The sequence below is a fragment of the Streptomyces sp. JLBT605 genome (genome assembly GCF_058215555.1).
Map to the genome: position 1 here is coordinate 5,401,623 of NZ_CM177087.1, position 16,230 is coordinate 5,417,852.

Below are 16,230 nucleotides of genomic sequence, written 5' to 3' on the forward strand. Positions count from 1 at the left end.
ATTGAGGACCGGGGTGTGGGGCGGAGCCCCGAGTAGGGGACTCACGGCGCCCCCGGCGGTACGAACGGCAGCCCCCGGGGCACCCCGTCCTCGATCAGCCGCAGCAGCGCGTCCGTGTCCGCGTGCTCCTCGATCAGATCACCGAGCCGGTCCAGCTGCTCCTCGCGCAGCGCCCCGAAGGCGGTGTCCGGAGCCGGTACGAACGCCCGGCCCGCGTCCGCGGCGACCCGGCGCAGGAACGCCCGCCGGAAGCCGTCGCTCTCCAGCGAGCCGTGCCAGTGCGTTCCCCACACCGAGCCGACCCGGCAGCCGTCCAGGAACCCCTCGTCGTACGGTCCGTGCAGCTCCGCGACGCCGTGGTGGATCTCGTACCCCTCCACCGGCTCGCCGAGCGCCTCACCGACCGGCCGCGCCAGGGTCTTCTCCACGGCGAAGCGCACCCGCACCGGCAGCAGACCCAGCCCCTCCACCGTTCCCGCCCGGGACTCCACCTCGTCCTCGATGCGCGCCGCCAGCATCTGGAAGCCGCCGCAGATGCCCAGCACCGGGCGGCCCTCGGCGGCCCGCCGGGCCACCGCGTCCGCCAGGCCGCGCTCCCGCAGCCAGGCCAGCGCCCGCACCGTGCCGCGGGTTCCCGGCAGCACCACCAGATCGGCGTCGGCCAGCTCCTCCGGCCGGTCCACGAACCGTACGATCACGCCCGGTTCGGCGGCCAGCGCGTCCACGTCCGTGAAATTCGACATCAGCGGGACGGCGGCGACCGCGACCCGCAGCACGTCCGCGCCGTGCGGCGGCGCGACCACGCTCTCCCGGACCGCGCCGCGCATCGACACGCGCAGCCCGTCCTCCTCGTCGATGCCCAGCCCGTGCGCGTACGGCAGGACGCCGAGAGTGGGCCGCCCGGTCAGGTCCCGCAGCATGTCCAGGCCCGGCTGCAGCAGCGTCACATCGCCGCGGAACTTGTTCACCAGATAGCCCGCCACATGCCGCTGGTCCTCGGGTGAGAGCAGCGCGGTGGTGCCGAAGAACGAGGCGAAGACGCCGCCCCGGTCGATGTCGCCGACCACCACCACCGGCAGCGAAGCAGCCCGGGCGATCCCCATGTTGACGATGTCGGTGCGGCGCAGATTGATCTCGGCCGGGCTGCCCGCGCCCTCGCAGATCACCGCGTCATGGGTACGCCGCAGCTCCTCCAGGCACTCCGTCACCGTGCCGAACAGCGCCTCCTGCCGCCCCCGGTGGTAGCCGCGGGCGCTCAGCTCGCCCACCGGCTTGCCCAGCAGCACCACCTGGCTGCTGCGGTCGGAGCCCGGCTTGAGCAGTACCGGGTTCATCAGGGCGCTGGGCTCGACGCGGGCCGCGGCGGCCTGCATGGCCTGCGCCCGCCCGATCTCCGCGCCCTCACGGGTGACGAACGAGTTCAGCGACATGTTCTGCGCCTTGAACGGCGCCACGGAGACGCCCTTGCGGGACAGCCACCGGCAGATGCCCGCCGTGACCACGCTCTTGCCCGCGTCCGAGGTCGTCCCGGCGACCAGCAGCCCGCCACCCAGCCGATTCCGGCCGCCGCTCATGCCGTGTCCCTTTCTCTCTCCCCCGGACTCCGCCCGGGGGTGCCCCCATCTCCGCCCGCGCGGCGCGCACGTACGGCTCTCGCCGGCGCCCGCTGCCCGGCTGCGTCTGCCGCCGGTGCCTGCCGCCCGGCGGCCGCGTACGCGTCGCTCATGTCCCCCCTGTCCGCGGCCGTCGGCCGCGCCGCGTGCGGGGCGCCGCCCGCGGTAGACCATGCCCGGCGCGGCATCGCCGCACGCGGCCCGGCCGGGTACTCCGCGTGTGCGGCGTCGCCCCGCGTGGCGCGCGCGAACGCGGCGCGCCGGTACGAGGTGAACGGCGCGCCCCATCGCGCGGCGCGGGCGGCACAGCCGGCACGCACGCCGTCGGCGCGCCGAGCCGCTTCGCGGGTCGACCGCCAGGCGCGCCCGGACGCACACGTGGCGGCCGGTGGCGTGACCCACGGCCCCGCCTCGGCGCCGCTGCGCGGCACAGGACGGCGGAGCGCTGGGTCGCCGTGTCGGCCTCGCGCCGGATCGCCGGTGCGGCTCATCCGGCCCTCGTCCCGGCGGCCTTCGCCTGTCCCGCTGCCCCGGCTCGTCCCGGCCCACGGCCGCCGTCGGAGAGGGCCGACCGCACGGCGCCGATCGCCAGCCGTCCGGCGATGGATGTCGCCAGCGCCAGTGCTCCCACCCGCCGCGACAGCCGGGCCGCGCGGTCGATGTCGGCGACCTCCACCGGCCGGCCGGAGGCGTTGAGTACCGGCCGGTGCTCGACCCGTCCGCCGTACGCGAGGGTGCCGCCCAACCGGACCCCCAGCGCTCCGGCGAACGACGCCTCCACCGGGCCCGCGTTGGGGCTCGGGTGCGCGCGGCCGTCGGCGCGCCAGGCCCGCCGGGCGCCGCGCGGGTCCGGGCCGGCGAGCGTGGCCAGTGCGGCCGTCAGCCGGGCACCGGGCCAGCCGGCGACGTCGTCCAGCCGGGCCGACGCCCAGCCGAAGCGTCGGTAGCGCGGCGATTTGTGACCCACCATGGCGTCCAGGGTGTTGACGGCCCGGAAGCCGACCAGCCCCGGAACGCCGCCGATCGCGCCCCAGACCAGGGCGCCTACGACGGCGTCCGAGGTGTTCTCCGCGACCGACTCCACGACCGCGCGGGCCATCTGCTGACCGTTCAGCGCCTGCGGATCCCGTCCGCACAGGTGCGGCAGCCGCTCCCGGGCGGCGGTGAGGTCCCCGGCGGCGAGCGCGGCGCCGATGGCCTGTGCCTCGCGGCGCAGCGAGGTGCCGCCCAGCACGGACCAGGTGGCCGCGGCGGTGAGCGCGATGTCGGCGGTGCGGGACAGCGAGCGCACGACACAGGAGGCGGGGAGGCCGGGGAAGACAGAGGAGGCGGGGAAGACAGAGGAGACGGAACCGGACGGCGCCGGGGGGCGCGCCGCGCCGCGCGCGGCCGCAGCGGGCTGCCGCACGGCATGGGTCAGCAGCGCGGCACCGGCGGCCGCGCCGCCCGCGCAGAGCAGTGTGTGCAGTGCGCCGTACCCCCGGTGGTCGTGCCACAGCCGGCGCTCCACGGCAGCCGCGGCCCGCCCGAAGGCGGCCACTGGATGGCCGCGGCGCGGATCACCGGCGGCCAGGTCGCAGGCGAAGCCGAGAGCGGCGCCGCACGCGAAGGAGATGGCGTGATCGGCCCGCATCGCTCAGCCTGCCGTCGCGCCTCGACGGGGGAGCGGGGAAGCAGTGGGTGCGGCGGGTGGAGATGGCCGCATGGCGGTGCCGGGCATGGCGCAGTGTCCTCACTCAGGGTCCGCGCCCTGGCTCGACGTGACCGGCGGTGAGAGTCTCCTGGCTCCCGGATCGGCGCTTCCCCCGGTCTTCCAGCCCCCTCGCGGTGAGCCGTGACCTTCGACAGGCGGCGGAGCGCTCCCCGGTGACAGTGGCGGGACCGCGCCGGACTCGCACCGGCTTCCTCTCCTGCCGCCGTTTGGCTCGGGCAGTCCACCACGCTGCGGGAAGGGCCGTCAACTCACCTTTGACCTGCGATGAGACGGTCTGCCCCGGGTGTGGCCGAGGGCACAGCGGCAACCGCGCTCCCGGCCCGGACATGGCTGAGTCCCTGCCTGGACATGACTGAGTCCCGGTCCGGGCACAGGGCCCGGACCGGGACTCATACGTCCGGATGCCGGCTCAGCCGACGATGATCGAGATGCCGTACGCGACGGCCGCCGCGCACAGCGCGAAGCAGAGGTAGGCACCCCCGCGCGCCGCCACCGAGGGGGCGCCGGCGGTGGCGACCGCCGTCTCCCCGGCGGTCTCCGCACGCCGCTTGCGCGAGCTGCCGACGATGCCGAGGGTGAACACCCCGACCAGCGCGACGGTGAAGAGCAGGCTGACGCCGAAGACCTGGCCGAGAGCTTCCCAGTCGATGTCCATCGGATTTCTTCCTTACCTGGCCGTGATCAGGCCGTGGCCTGGGCGGGGGCGGCCGCGGTGGCGGCGGGGGCAGCGGGGGCGGTCGGCTCGGTGACGGCCGCCGGTGCGGCCGGCTCGGTGGAGGCCGCCGACGCGGCCGGCTCCTCCGCGGGGGCCGCGGCCACCGGTCCGGCGGGCGGCGGGGCGACGGTCTGCAGCGCGGCGGTGACCACGCCCACCGGCTCGGCGAGTTCCGAGCCCGTCTCGTTGACGTTGGTGTGGTCGATCGGCTTGCGGCGCGAGGCCACCCAGATCGCTGCGCAGGCGGCGATCGCCAGGACCGCGACCGCGGCGACGCCCCAGTTGCCGCGCTCGGCGAGCAGCGCCGCGGCGGCACCGACGAGACCGGCGGCCGGCAGGGTCAGCACCCAGGCGGCGGCCATCCGGCCCGCGGTCGACCAGCGGACCACGCCGCCCTTGCGGCCGAGGCCCGAGCCCATGACGGCACCGGAGCAGACCTGGGTGGTGGAGAGCGCGAAGCCCAGGTGGGAGGAGGACAGGATGGTCACCGCGGCGCCGGTCTGGGCGGCGAAGCCCTGCGGCGGCTGGATGTCGGCGAGCCCCTTGCCCATCGTGCGGATGATGCGCCAGCCGCCCAGGTAGGTGCCGAGCGCGATGGCCACACCGGCGGAGACGATGACCCACATCGGCGGGTCGGAGTCGGGGGCGATCACACCGCCGGTGATCAGCGCGAGGGTGATCACACCCATGGTCTTCTGGGCGTCGTTGGTGCCGTGCGCCAGCGAGACCAGGGCGGCCGAGGCGATCTGACCGGCCCGGTAGCCCTTCGCGGCGTCCTCGGGGTCGGCGTTCCGGGCGGCCCGGTAGGTGAGCCGGGTCGCCAGCAGCGTGGCGGCACCCGCGACGATCGGCGCGGCGACGGCCGGGATCAGGACCTTCATGACGACCGCGTCGCCGTGCACGGCGTCGAAGCCGACCGAGGCGACGGTGGCGCCGATCAGACCGCCGAACAGCGCGTGGGAGGAGCTGGAGGGAAGACCGGCGAGCCAGGTCAGCAGATTCCAGATGATCGCGCCGACCAGGCCGGCGAAGATCACTTCGGGTTGGATGCCGGATTCGTCGACGATCCCCTTGGAGATGGTCGCGGCCACCTCCACCGACAGAAACGCGCCGATCAGGTTCAGCGCCGCGGACATCGCCACCGCGACCTTCGGCTTCAGCGCGCCGGTGGAAATGGTGGTGGCCATGGCGTTGGCCGTGTCATGGAAGCCGTTCGTAAAGTCGAACACCAAGGCCGTGATGATCACGATCCCGATGAGAAGCGTGATGTGTTCCATTCACCCAGGCAATCCGCTCGGTGGTCAGTAGCACGGCGACGTTAAGGACGCGGGGTGAACGGAAGGTTAACTGGCACTGGCGTCGCGGTGACACAGGTGAAGGGGTGTCTGGCGTGCCCTTGCCGCCACTGGGGTGAAGCTCGCCCACCGTGTGATGAATGTGACGTACACGACGTATGGCGACCACATGGCACGGAGGTGACACACCGGAGACGGGGCCCGCCCGACGCACCGACCGACGCCCCCGCAGGCCGTCACCCCGGCGGGCACGCCCGCTGGCCACCGTCCGCGTGTCCGACCACACTGACAGGGATGCGCCTGCGAACCGCGGCCGCCGTGGCCGCCACCACCGTGCTCGGTGCCGGCGCGGCCGCCGTGGCGGCCGGACGGTACGCCAGTGACGCCGCGCTCCGTCCGCCACCGGGCCGCCCGCTGCCGGACGACCCCCCGCTGACCGTGCACGCCATCGGCGCCGGAGAGATCACCCTGACCCGCGCCTTCGCCACCCTGCGCCCCGGTATCTACGGCCTCACCAGCGGCAGCGCGCACGCCGTCATCGGGCCCGTCCTCACCGATGTGCCGCACCCGCCGGACTGCGTGGTCCGCCGCCTTGAGCGCGTCACCCACGGCTCCCTCGCCCCCGGCGCCCGGATGCGGCTCAGCCCGCAGGTCCACATCGGCAATCCGCGGGACGCCCTCGGGCTCGACCACGCCGACGTCGACATCCCCGGCGAGCTCGGCGCGCTGCCCGCCTGGTTCCTCGCCGGCGCCCGCGGCACCTGGGTGATCACCATCCACGGCCTCGGCACCACCCGCGAGCACCCCATGGTCGTCATGCCCTTCCTGCACCGGTACCGCTTCCCGGTGCTCGACCTCGCCTACCGCGGCGACCCCGGCGCCCCCCGCACCCGCGACGGCGTCGGTCACCTCGGCGACTCCGAATGGCGCGACCTGGACGCCGCCATCCGCTACGCCGTGCGGTACGGCGCCCAGCGCATCGTGCTCCACGGCTGGTCCACCGGCGCCACCATGGCACTGCGCGCCGCCACCCACTCCCCGCTGCGCCACCGCGTCAGCGGCCTGGTCCTCGACTCGCCGGTGCTCGACTGGCAGACCACGCTGCGCGCCCTGGCCGCCGGCCGCGTCCCGCGCCCGCTGCTGCCGCTGGCGGTGCGCGCCGCACAGGGGCGGGCCGGCCTGCCCGGCCACCCGGCCCTCGCCGGGGCCCAGCACACCGGCTCGCACCGGGCCGGGCCGGGACACACCGGCTCGCACGCCTTCGACCCCGAGTCGCTGACCGTCCCGGCGCTGATCGTGCACGGTCCGGACGACACCATCGCCCCCTGGGCACCCTCGCGTGAACTCGCCGCGCGCCGCTCCGACCTGATCAGCCTGCACACCGTCCGGCGGGCCCCGCACGCCGCCATGTGGAACGCCGACCCCGCCGGCTACGAGGAAGCCCTGCGACGCTTTCTGACGCCCTTCATGTGACTCCCCGCAGGCCCCCGCCGAGGCGTGCCGGCGCCCCGCGGAACCGCCGGACGGATTCCGATTGGGCTTTCGGGCTGTCAACGGCAAGACTGCTCCCTGTGACGTCCCGTACTCCGCGCGACTCCCGGCTCCGCCTCGTCCCCCATCGGCCGCTGGCCGCTGCCCGCCGGGCCGTGGCACATCGCGGCTCCCCACGTCCCGCCCCCCGCCCCCCCGAGGGCACCCCGCCGCCCGCCGAACTGGCCCGCCGGGCCAGGGCGGAGCTCGCCGGAGCGGTCCGGCTGGCCCGCTGGGCCGCCGACCGGCCGGAGGCCCCCGGCACCCTGTCCGAGCAGGCCGCCGACCGGGCAGCCGCGGCGCTGGGCGTGGATCCGGACCGGGTGCGCGCCGACTGGGACCGGGCCCGGCTCGTCGGCCTCGTCGAGGTGCACGGTGGGGCCGCCCGCCCCGGCTGGCGGCTGCACGCCTGGGACCGCGACGACTCCGCCGTACTGCGCGGCTGGGTCGCGCTCTTCGACGCCTGGTCGCTGACCCGGGGCGCACCGGAGGAGGCCGAGCCCTCGGCGGTCGCCGAAGTGGTCGAGGCCGTCCCGCAGTTGCTCTCCATCCTCCAGCTGTCCGGACCGGTGCAGCTGACCACGCTGCTGGACATGCTGGAGCAGCGGATCGCCGAACTCCGCACCGAGCGCTGCGAGGTCCCCTACACCACCCCGCAGGCCCCCGCCGAGGACGCGGCCGGCCGGACGGCCACCGAAGCCGCCCCGTCTGCCGCGACACCGGCTGACGAGCCGTCGCCGCCGGTCGGGCCGTCGAGGGCTGACGGGCCGTCGGTGGTCGGCGCGGCGTCGCCCATCGACGCGGAGCCTGGGGATGACGAGCCGTCGGCGGCGCACCGCCCGGCCGCCGGGGACCCGGCATCCGACTCCGGCCCCGCCGGCGTCGTCGCCGATGCCGCGGCCTCGCCGGCCGCCCTGCTCGACTGGGCGCTCGCCGCCCTCTCCTCGGTGGGCGCGCTGGTGGTGCGCGCCGGCGCCGAGGGCCGGCACGAGGCGGTGCTGACCGCGCTGGGCAACTGGGCGGTGTGGGTCAAGCTGGAGCAGATCTGCGTCGCCGCGCAGAGCCCGGCGGGCAACATCGAGCAACCCGCGCCCGACATGCTGCGCGGCTGCGCCGGGCTCACCCCCGGTCCGGCCCGCGCCGAGTACCAGGCGTGGCTCGCCGCCCGCCCCGTCGGCAGTGCCGTCACCGAACTGCTGGAGACCGCCCGCGGCCACGACGCGCTGCTGCGCGGCCTCGCCTTCGAGGCGCTGCGGGTGGTAGGCGCCCCGGCCGAGCCCGCGGTGCGGGCCGCCGCCGATGACCCGTGGCTGCGGCCGTACGCCCTGCTGTGGCTCGCCGAGCTGGAGGGCGGCGACCCGGACGACGCGCTGGCGGTGCTCACCCGCGAAGAGGCCACCTGGCTTTGGGTGGACACCGCGGCGGCCGTGGCGGACCACGGCGAGAGCCCGCTGCTCGTGCGCCACCTGGAAAGCGCCGTCCAGGGCACCGTCCCGGCGCTGCTGGAGGAGGTACGGGCGGTCGGTCACCCGCGCACCGTTCACGTGCTGGTCGCCCTGGCCGCCGCGCACCCCGATCCGGTGCTGGCCAAGGCCGTCCGCCGGGCCGCCTTCCAGGTGCACACCGGCGGCTCCTGACGGGCCGGGCCGGGGGCACGGCCCGGCCCGCGCCGGCACGGGCTCACGCCGCTCCCGGCACCCGGCTCCAGCACCCGCCCCCGGGACACCGCCCCGGAGGCGCTTCCCCGACGACGCCTGGGGCTGCCTACCCTGGGAGCCCCCGGTAGTGGCCGCGGGAGGGCGTTCACCGTGCACGGCCCACCCCCAGCTGTGTCCTGCGTCACCCTGGCCTCGCCGTCAGAGAGTCAGGGCATGTGATCTGCCACACAATTCCCCGCCCCGGCCCGGGCTTTGCCTGCGGGACCCCATTGGCGCCCCGAAAAGCATTTGCCCCTCGCCGGTAAGCTGACTCCATGGCATTTCTCCTCGTGCATTAGACGGCCTGGTCCGCATCCCGTCAGCCCATCCCGCCGTCCACCCTGCCCAGGAGCAATACCCGTGATCACCGCATCTGGCATCGAGCTGCGCGCCGGCGCCCGCGTCCTCATCGAGTCCGCCTCCTTCCGTATCGCCAAGGGCGACCGCGTCGGCCTCGTCGGCCGCAACGGCGCCGGCAAGACCACCCTCACCAAGTGCCTCGCCGGCGAGGGCATCCCCGCCGCCGGCACCATCACCCGCTCCGGCGAGGTCGGCTATCTGCCGCAGGACCCGCGCACCGGCGACCTCGACGTGCTGGCCCGCGACCGCGTGCTGTCCGCCCGCGGCCTGGACACCGTGCTGCGCAAGATGCGGGAGAACGAGGACCGCATGGCGAACGGCAAGGGCGCCACCCGCGAGCGGGCGATGAAGAAGTACGAGCGGCTGGAGACCGAGTTCCTCACCAAGGGCGGATACGCCGCCGAGGCGGAGGCCGCGACCATCGCCGCCAGCCTCGGCCTGCCCGACCGCGTCCTCGGCCAGCCCCTGCACACCCTCTCCGGCGGTCAGCGGCGCCGGGTCGAGCTGGCCCGGATCCTCTTCTCGGACGCCGACACCCTGCTCCTCGACGAGCCGACCAACCACCTCGACGCCGACTCGATCAGCTGGCTGCGCGACTACCTCAAGACCTACCGCGGCGGCTTCATCGTCATCTCCCACGACGTCGACCTGGTCGAGACCGTCGTCAACAAGGTCTTCTACCTGGACGCCAACCGGTCGGTCATCGACGTCTACAACATGGGCTGGAAGCTCTACCAGGCCCAGCGCGAGGCCGACGAGAAGCGCCGCAAGCGCGAGCGCGCCAACGCCGAGAAGAAGGCCGCGGCGCTCAACGCCCAGGCCGACAAGATGCGCGCCAAGGCCACCAAGACCGTCGCCGCGCAGAACATGGCCCGCCGCGCCGAGAAGCTGCTCTCCGGACTGGAGGAGGTGCGCGCCTCCGACAAGGTCGCCAAGCTGCGCTTCCCCGACCCGGCCCCCTGCGGCAAGACCCCGCTCACCGCCGACGGTCTGTCCAAGTGGTACGGCTCGCTGGAGATCTTCACCGACGTCAGCCTGGCCATCGACAAGGGCTCCCGGGTGGTCATCCTCGGCCTCAACGGCGCGGGCAAGACCACCCTGCTGCGCCTGCTCGCCGGCGTCGAGAAGCCCGACACCGGCGAGGTCGTCCCCGGCCACGGCCTCAAGATGGGCTACTACGCGCAGGAGCACGAGACCCTCGACCCGGACCGCACCGTCCTGGAGAACATGCGCTCGGCCGCGCCCGACATGGACCTGGTCGACATCCGCAAGACCCTGGGTTCCTTCCTGTTCTCCGGCGACGACGTCGACAAGCCGGCCGGCGTCCTCTCCGGCGGTGAGAAGACCCGGCTGGCGCTGGCCACCCTCGTGGTCTCCTCGGCCAACGTGCTGCTGCTGGACGAGCCCACCAACAACCTCGACCCGGCCAGCCGCGAGGAGATCCTCGGCGCGCTGCGCACCTACACCGGCGCGGTGGTGCTCGTCACCCACGACGAGGGAGCGGTCGACGCCCTCCAGCCGGAGCGCATCATCCTGCTGCCGGACGGCGTCGAGGACCTGTGGGGCGCGGACTACGCCGACCTCGTCGCCCTGGCCTGAGCCGTCGCCGCCGCCCTGCCCGGGCCGGAGCCGTTGCCGACTCGCGCCCGGTTCCGGCGGGCCGGCCCGGCGGTGGTACCCCCGGCCCGGGTGGTCACGGCGCCGCCGATCACCGATCGTGATCAAGGAGCTATGGATCATTCGGCCGACGGGTGATCCATCATCTGAGTGAGGCCGGCTCGTACCGCGGCGCGTCGCATCCGCCCGGCGCGAGCCCGCCCGCTCGCGCCCCACAGCCTGACGTACTTCGCGCAGCGTCCTCTCTGACCTGCCGCTTCGTGTCGATCACCGGCCGGCGGCCCGCGCGGAGCGTTCCGGAATTCCGGGCTCCGGAGGCTCTCAGCCGCTCACTCCGCGGAACTCTTGTGTGACGGACCTTGCCGAATGGGTGGCCAGGAAGCCCGCGAGGGGTGATCATGAGAAGTCCAGAGCGCACTTCCCATGAGGAGGCACGGGTGGCCGAGACTCTGAAGAAGGGCAGCCGGGTGACCGGCGCCGCGCGCGAAAAGCTCGCGGCAGACCTGAAGAAGAAGTACGACTCCGGTGCGAGTATCCGGGCGCTGGCCGAAGAGACGGGCCGCTCCTACGGCTTCGTCCACCGGATGCTCAGCGAATCCGGAGTGACGCTCCGTGGTCGCGGAGGGGCGACACGAGGCAAGAAAGCCGCCTCCGCCTGACGCCTCCCACCGGCGGGTACGAGCAGTGCCACCCGGTTGATCGACTGGTCGGCCGGGTGGTTACTGTGCAGTCAACTTAATTTGACTGCGGCCGACCGGAGGCTCCCAGTGACCCTGCTCGACAAGGATGGTGTCCAGCTCACCGTCGATGACGCGGTTGCCACCGTGACCCTGACCAACCCGGCCAAGCGCAATGCCCAGTCGCCCGCGCTGTGGCGTGCGTTGGCCGAGGCCGGGCAGTTGCTGCCGGGCTCGGTGCGGGTCGTCGTGCTGCGCGGCGAAGGCAAGTCCTTCTCCGCGGGGCTCGACCGTCAGGCGTTCACACCGGAAGGGTTCGACGGCGAGCCGTCGTTCCTCGACCTGGCGCGCGGATCCGACGCCGACCTGGACGCGACCATCGAGGAGTACCAGCAGGCGTTCACCTGGTGGCGGCGGAACGACATCGTCTCCATCGCGGCCGTCCAGGGGCACGCCATCGGCGCCGGCTTCCAGCTCGCGCTCGCCTGCGACCTGCGCGTCGTCGCCGACGACGCGCAGTTCGCGATGCGCGAGACCAGCCTCGGACTCGTCCCGGACCTCACGGGTACGCAGCCCCTCGTCGGGCTCGTCGGCTACGCGCGCGCCCTGGAGATCTGCGCCACGGGCCGCTTCGTCCACGCCGACGAGGCCGAGCGCACCGGCCTGGCCAACCTCGTCGTGCCGGGCGCCGAGCTCGACGCCGCGGTGCGTGACCTCGCCGCGGCGCTGCTCGCCGCGCCCCGGGACGCCGTCATCGAGACCAAGGCGCTGCTGCGGGGAGCGCTGGACCGCACCTACGAGGAGCAGCGCGTCGCCGAGCGCGCCGCGCAGGCCCGCCGCCTCCGCGACCTGGCCGGCCTCTCCGACTGACCCCGGCTCTCCAACCGCCCCGGCTGTCTGACCGACCCCACGGCTGCCCGGCTGCCCGGCTGGCTCCGGCCTGACTGCCCTCCGGCTGCCGGGCTGCCCCCGGCCGTCCGAGCGACCCCTCGGCTGTCCGGCTGACCCCCGGCTCTCGGGCTGCCCCGGCCATCCGGCTGGCCCTCGGCCCGGCCGCCGCTCCTCGGCGAGCCGGGCCTGCCGTCGGTTCTCCCGCGCGCCCGCGACGGCCGGTCATCAACCCGTCTCGCCCGTTCCGGCCCGCACGTCCGTGACCAGTACGCTCACCGTGCCCGGCGCGGACACGGTCCGTCCCACCGCGGCGCGCACCTCCCGTGCCACGTCCAGCGCCCGGTGCCCGGCCGCCACCGCCAGCTGCACCTCCACATGGCGGCCGCCCGGGCCGCCGCCCGCCGCCGTGCGATCCTCGACCCGCACCGGCTGCCGCGAGCCGCCGAGGACGGGCGTCAACGCGGCGACCCCCGGGACCGCCGCGGCCGCCGCCGCGGCCGCCACGGCACCCGCCGGCAACTCCACCCCGCCCGCTGCCTCCGGCCCACCCGGCTCCCCCGCACCGCCCCACCCCTCCGACTCGCTGACTCCGCCCAGGTCGCCTGGCCCAGCGGGTCCGCCGGCCCCTGTCTCGGTCGGCGCCTCCGGGGCCCCGGGGCGGCCCTGGGCTGCGGGTCCGCCGAGTCGGCCCGCCTCCGGGAGGCCGAGGCGGCTTGAGGCTTCGGGGCTGCCTGGTCCGGCGGGTCCGCCCGGGGGCTCCGGGGCGTCTGGAGCGGCGGGCGACGGCGCCGCGCTCGGGAGGCCGCCCGGGGCGGGTGGGGCCTCCGCCTCCGGAGGCACCGGCTCATCGAGCAGGGCCGTCACCCGCAGGTCGACGGCGTCGAGGCGCAGCCCGAGCCCGCCGGTCGCCGCCTCGGCCAACGCCGTCCGAAGCGTCGCCGTCAGCACCGGCAGCGGCTGCCCCGCGACCGCCGCGCAGGTCGCCTCGATCCGCAACCGGCCCGGCGGCAGCGCGCTGGCCGGCGGCGGCACCGAGGGCCGTGCCACCGCCGCCGGGTCGGCCAGGCCGACCCGGAGCGTGTCGAGCCGCAGGTCCGGCACCGCCGCGGCGGCGCGGCGCAGCGCCTGCCGCGCCGCGCGCTCGGTGATCCACGCACCGTCCGCCGGCCCGCCCAGCGGCAGCAGCCTGCCGAGCCCCAGTTGTTCCCGCACCGCGCGCGTCAGCCGGTCCGCGACCACGTCCGTCACCTCCTCGCCGTCAGTGCGCCCACGCGCTCCGTCGGCGCCCGAGCGCTGTTGGTCCGCCCAGCCTGCCGCATGCTCCGGCGACCCGGCCGCCGACCCACCACGCGCCGCGCCGACTCACCGGTCGCACATCTGCCGCGCCCCGCAAGCGGCAACCCGAATACGTACATATGGTGATAAATGAGCCGAGACTACTCCACCGCTTGGAAAGGATGATCGGCGATGACGGAGACCACACAGCGGGGCCGCGCCGAGGCCGTGTCGACCGAGTCGGACCGGCAGGCGACGACCCGGCGCGGCGCAGGCGAGGCCGGTGTCCGGGGCCGCACCACCATCGCCGACGGCGTCGTGGAGAAGATCGCCGGATTGGCGGCCAGGGATGTGGTGGGCGTCCACGCCATGGGCAGCGGTCTCGCCCGCACCTTCGGTGTCGTCCGCGACCGGGTGCCGGGCGGCAGCAAGGCCGCCGTCACGCGCGGTGTGAAGGCCGAGGTCGGCGAGGTGCAGACCGCACTGGACCTGGAGATCGTCGTCGAATACGGCGTCTCGATCGCCGACGTGGCACGCGCCGTGCGGGAGAACGTGGTCTCCGCCGTCGAGCGGATGACCGGGCTGGAGGTCGTCGAGGTCAACATCGCGGTCAGCGATGTGAAGCTGCCCGAGGAGGAGGAAGAGGAGCAGGAGTTGCGGGTCCAGTAAGGGCCCGTCAGGGCGAGTTGAGGTGAGGACGCGATGAGCAACGCGGTCGTCGGCCTGATCGCCGGCATGGGACTCGCGTTCGCCGGATACTTCGGCGGCTTCGGGGCCTTTCTGCTGGTGGCGGCGCTGGGCGCGATCGGATGGGTGGTCGGACGGCTCGTGGACGGTGATCTGGAGCTCGGTGACTTCATCCGTACCCGGGACCGCGGCGAGCGGCGGCGGTGAGCGCCCGTGGTCGAGCCCGCTGAGCGCGGGGCAACACGCATCGCGGACCGCGTCGTGGCGAAGATCGCCTCGCAGGCGGCGCGCGAGGCGCTGCCCGGTGCGCCCGGGAAGCAGCGCCCGCACGCGGTGGTCGCGGTGCGCGAACGGGTGGCCCGGGTGCGCGTCGCGGTGGAGCTCGGATATCCGTCGGACATCGGAGCGCAGTGCGGCGCGGTCCGCCGCCGGGTCGGTGAGCGGGTGACGCTGCTGGCGGGCATGGAGGTGCCCGAGGTGGCGGTCACCGTCGAGCGGCTGCACTCACCGCACCTGGGGCGCGGGGGGCCGGAGAGGGTGCGATGAGCGACACGGAAGCGGGCGGTCCGACGGAGCCCGGCGAGCCGGCGGACAGACCGGGGTCCGGCGAGTCCGCGGGCCGAACGGGGTCCGGCGAGCCGGCAGGCCGGCCTGGGTCCGGCGAGTCGGCAGGACAGGCGGGCGCGGGGGTGCCGCGGCCCGTGGTGGATCTGCGCAAAGCCGAAGGGCCCCGGCAGCCGCCTCCGCCGAACGGGCCGTCCACGGAAGAGCCGCGAGAGGCGGCTCGCGCCGGGCGGTTCTGGTCCACGCGACGGCTGCCCGCGCTCCTGGCCGCCGCGGTGCTGCTGGGAGCGGTCGGCCTGCTGCTGTACGACGTGGCAGCGGTCCGCGCCGACCAGCCCGCGATGTACTGGCGCCGCCGGCTCGCCGACGAACTCGCCACCCGGCCGCTCGACAACGGGTGGATCATCGGGTCCGCCGCGCTCGCCATGCTCCTGGGACTGTGGCTGCTGGCCCTCGCCCTGACGCCGGGACTGCGCCGGGTGCTGCCGATGCGGCGCGACACCGCCGACGTGCGCGCCGGGCTCGACCGGTCGGCCGCGGGACTGGTGCTGCGCGACCGGGCCATGGAGGTGTCCGGGGTGCGTTCGGTCCGCGTGGACGTGGGCCGGCGCAAGGTCCGGGCGCGCGTCCAGTCCCACTTCCGGGAGCTGGACGAGGTGCGCGCCGAACTGGACACGGTGCTGAGCGCCGGCATCCGGCAGCTGGGACTGGCCCGGCCGCTCGGGCTCTCCGTCCAGGTCCGGCGTCCCCGAAAACCGAAGTAGCCGTGGCCCAAGTAACCGATGACCCAAGTAGCCGATGGCCGAAGCAGCCGATGGCAGAGGAAGCGATGGCCGGTGAAGCGATGGCGGTGGTGCGGTTGACGACGCTGGTGTGGAGGGGTGAGGCGGGGTGCTGAGAACCGTCAACCGGGTGCTGCTGGCGGTGGCCGGGCTCGCCCTCCTCGCGCTGGGTGGCGCGGTTCTGGTCTCGGGTCTCGATCTACCCCGGCACTGGGGGTTCACCCTGCCGTCGTGGTGGCCCTTCGAGAGCCGTCACGACGTGCTGCTGAGCCGCGCGGACCGGCGGCGATGGCGGGACGAGGGCTGGTGGTGGCCGACCGTGATCGCGACCCTGGGCGTGCTGCTGCTCCTCGCCCTGTGGTGGGCGCTGGCGCAGCTGCGGCGGCACCGGGTCGGGGATGTGCTGGTGGGTGGTGCGGACGGGGCGGACAGCGGGGACGGGCAGGGGGAGGCCGCGGCGTTGCGGGGGCGGACGCTGGAGGCGGTGATGGCGGCCGAGGCGGAGTCACTGGACGGGGTGGAGCGGGCGTGGGTCGGGCTGCACGGGCGCCGGGCGGCACCTGAGGCCCGGATGGGGCTGCTGCTGGCCGCGCACTGCCAGCCGGTGGTGGCGCTGGCCGGTGTCCGGGATCAGGTGCTGGAGCACGCCCGGGGCTCGGCGGGGCTGGAGAGGCTGCCCGCCGAGGTGCGGCTGCGGGCGGTGCGCCATCCGGCGGAGCGGGTCAGCTGACGCGGACGGGGGCGCGGGCGGGGAAGGGCGCGGCCCCCGCCCGCGCCCCGCCGTCGCGTCGCGTCTGCCCGCGCCCGCCGTCG

General features: G+C 75.0%; 15 protein-coding genes and 1 riboswitch. Of the genes, 10 read left to right on the top strand and 5 right to left on the bottom strand.

All coding sequences use genetic code 11. From position 1 onward, the window contains the following. Positions 1 to 41 precede the first annotated feature (41 nt). From AC4BDD_RS23555 to AC4BDD_RS23570, 4 genes are all read right to left on the bottom strand, one after another. Positions 42 to 1,574 carry a cobyric acid synthase gene (locus AC4BDD_RS23555; protein WP_490687457.1) on the bottom strand — a complete coding sequence of 511 codons (1,533 nt, stop codon included), beginning with the start codon at positions 1,572 to 1,574 and terminating at the stop codon, positions 42 to 44. Between the two features lie 526 nt (positions 1,575 to 2,100). After that, positions 2,101 to 3,246, bottom strand: a complete 1,146-nt coding sequence (locus tag AC4BDD_RS23560) for a cobalamin biosynthesis protein (RefSeq protein ID WP_490687458.1) — start codon at positions 3,244 to 3,246, stop codon at positions 2,101 to 2,103. A gap of 142 nt (positions 3,247 to 3,388) precedes the next feature. Continuing rightward, positions 3,389 to 3,520: riboswitch (cobalamin riboswitch) on the bottom strand. A gap of 216 nt (positions 3,521 to 3,736) precedes the next feature. Next, positions 3,737 to 3,982, bottom strand: coding sequence for a hypothetical protein (locus AC4BDD_RS23565; protein ID WP_490687459.1), 246 nt, complete (start codon positions 3,980 to 3,982; stop codon positions 3,737 to 3,739). 26 nt (positions 3,983 to 4,008) lie between these two features. Beyond that, complete coding sequence (locus AC4BDD_RS23570; RefSeq protein WP_490687460.1) at positions 4,009 to 5,319, bottom strand: inorganic phosphate transporter; 1,311 nt, start codon at positions 5,317 to 5,319, stop codon at positions 4,009 to 4,011. 312 nt (positions 5,320 to 5,631) lie between these two features. Between AC4BDD_RS23570 and AC4BDD_RS23575 the strand changes: the two genes are divergently transcribed. From AC4BDD_RS23575 to AC4BDD_RS23595, 5 genes are all read left to right on the top strand, one after another. Then, positions 5,632 to 6,810: an alpha/beta hydrolase gene (locus tag AC4BDD_RS23575; RefSeq protein ID WP_490687461.1), complete on the top strand. Its 1,179-nt coding sequence runs from the start codon at positions 5,632 to 5,634 to the stop codon at positions 6,808 to 6,810. A gap of 98 nt (positions 6,811 to 6,908) precedes the next feature. Beyond that, a complete protein-coding gene (locus AC4BDD_RS23580; protein WP_490687462.1) occupies positions 6,909 to 8,504 on the top strand; it encodes a hypothetical protein in 1,596 nt (531 codons plus the stop codon). Positions 8,505 to 8,924: 420 nt separating this feature from the next. Then, complete coding sequence (locus AC4BDD_RS23585; RefSeq protein ID WP_490687463.1) at positions 8,925 to 10,523, top strand: ABC-F family ATP-binding cassette domain-containing protein; 1,599 nt, start codon at positions 8,925 to 8,927, stop codon at positions 10,521 to 10,523. 455 nt (positions 10,524 to 10,978) lie between these two features. After that, positions 10,979 to 11,200, top strand: coding sequence for a helix-turn-helix domain-containing protein (locus tag AC4BDD_RS23590; protein ID WP_030021347.1), 222 nt, complete (start codon positions 10,979 to 10,981; stop codon positions 11,198 to 11,200). Between the two features lie 108 nt (positions 11,201 to 11,308). Then, on the top strand, positions 11,309 to 12,088 hold the full coding sequence (locus tag AC4BDD_RS23595) for an enoyl-CoA hydratase/isomerase family protein (protein ID WP_490687464.1): 780 nt from the start codon (positions 11,309 to 11,311) through the stop codon (positions 12,086 to 12,088). A 246-nt stretch (positions 12,089 to 12,334) separates the two neighbouring features. Here the strand turns inward: AC4BDD_RS23595 and AC4BDD_RS23600 are convergent, their stop codons facing one another. Next, complete coding sequence (locus AC4BDD_RS23600) at positions 12,335 to 13,357, bottom strand: hypothetical protein (RefSeq protein ID WP_490687465.1); 1,023 nt, start codon at positions 13,355 to 13,357, stop codon at positions 12,335 to 12,337. Between the two features lie 219 nt (positions 13,358 to 13,576). On the opposite strand from AC4BDD_RS23600, the gene AC4BDD_RS23605 reads away from it, so the two are divergent. The 5 genes from AC4BDD_RS23605 to AC4BDD_RS23625 all read left to right on the top strand — a co-directional run bounded on the left by AC4BDD_RS23605 (position 13,577) and on the right by AC4BDD_RS23625 (position 16,147). After that, on the top strand, positions 13,577 to 14,053 hold the full coding sequence (locus tag AC4BDD_RS23605; RefSeq protein WP_490687466.1) for an Asp23/Gls24 family envelope stress response protein: 477 nt from the start codon (positions 13,577 to 13,579) through the stop codon (positions 14,051 to 14,053). Positions 14,054 to 14,086: 33 nt separating this feature from the next. Continuing rightward, the gene (locus tag AC4BDD_RS23610) at positions 14,087 to 14,278 is read left to right on the top strand and encodes a hypothetical protein (protein ID WP_490687467.1); all 192 of its coding nucleotides are present in this window, start codon (positions 14,087 to 14,089) and stop codon (positions 14,276 to 14,278) included. Positions 14,279 to 14,284: 6 nt separating this feature from the next. Then, entirely contained in the window at positions 14,285 to 14,617 is a 333-nt protein-coding gene (locus tag AC4BDD_RS23615) for a hypothetical protein (protein WP_490687468.1), read from the top strand. 158 nt (positions 14,618 to 14,775) lie between these two features. Beyond that, the gene (locus AC4BDD_RS23620; protein ID WP_490687469.1) at positions 14,776 to 15,399 is read left to right on the top strand and encodes a DUF6286 domain-containing protein; all 624 of its coding nucleotides are present in this window, start codon (positions 14,776 to 14,778) and stop codon (positions 15,397 to 15,399) included. 127 nt (positions 15,400 to 15,526) lie between these two features. Beyond that, positions 15,527 to 16,147, top strand: coding sequence for an alkaline shock response membrane anchor protein AmaP (locus AC4BDD_RS23625; protein WP_490687470.1), 621 nt, complete (start codon positions 15,527 to 15,529; stop codon positions 16,145 to 16,147). Positions 16,148 to 16,230 lie beyond the last annotated feature (83 nt).

Coding starts and splice junctions, on each gene's coding strand:
- AC4BDD_RS23555 (WP_490687457.1), bottom strand. CDS start 1,574: ATGAGCGGCGGCCGGAATCGGCTGGGTGGCGGGCTGCTGGTCGCCGGG.
- AC4BDD_RS23560 (WP_490687458.1), bottom strand. CDS start 3,246: ATGCGGGCCGATCACGCCATCTCCTTCGCGTGCGGCGCCGCTCTCGGC.
- AC4BDD_RS23565 (WP_490687459.1), bottom strand. CDS start 3,982: ATGGACATCGACTGGGAAGCTCTCGGCCAGGTCTTCGGCGTCAGCCTG.
- AC4BDD_RS23570 (WP_490687460.1), bottom strand. CDS start 5,319: ATGGAACACATCACGCTTCTCATCGGGATCGTGATCATCACGGCCTTG.
- AC4BDD_RS23575 (WP_490687461.1), top strand. CDS start 5,632: ATGCGCCTGCGAACCGCGGCCGCCGTGGCCGCCACCACCGTGCTCGGT.
- AC4BDD_RS23605 (WP_490687466.1), top strand. CDS start 13,577: ATGACGGAGACCACACAGCGGGGCCGCGCCGAGGCCGTGTCGACCGAG.
- AC4BDD_RS23610 (WP_490687467.1), top strand. CDS start 14,087: ATGAGCAACGCGGTCGTCGGCCTGATCGCCGGCATGGGACTCGCGTTC.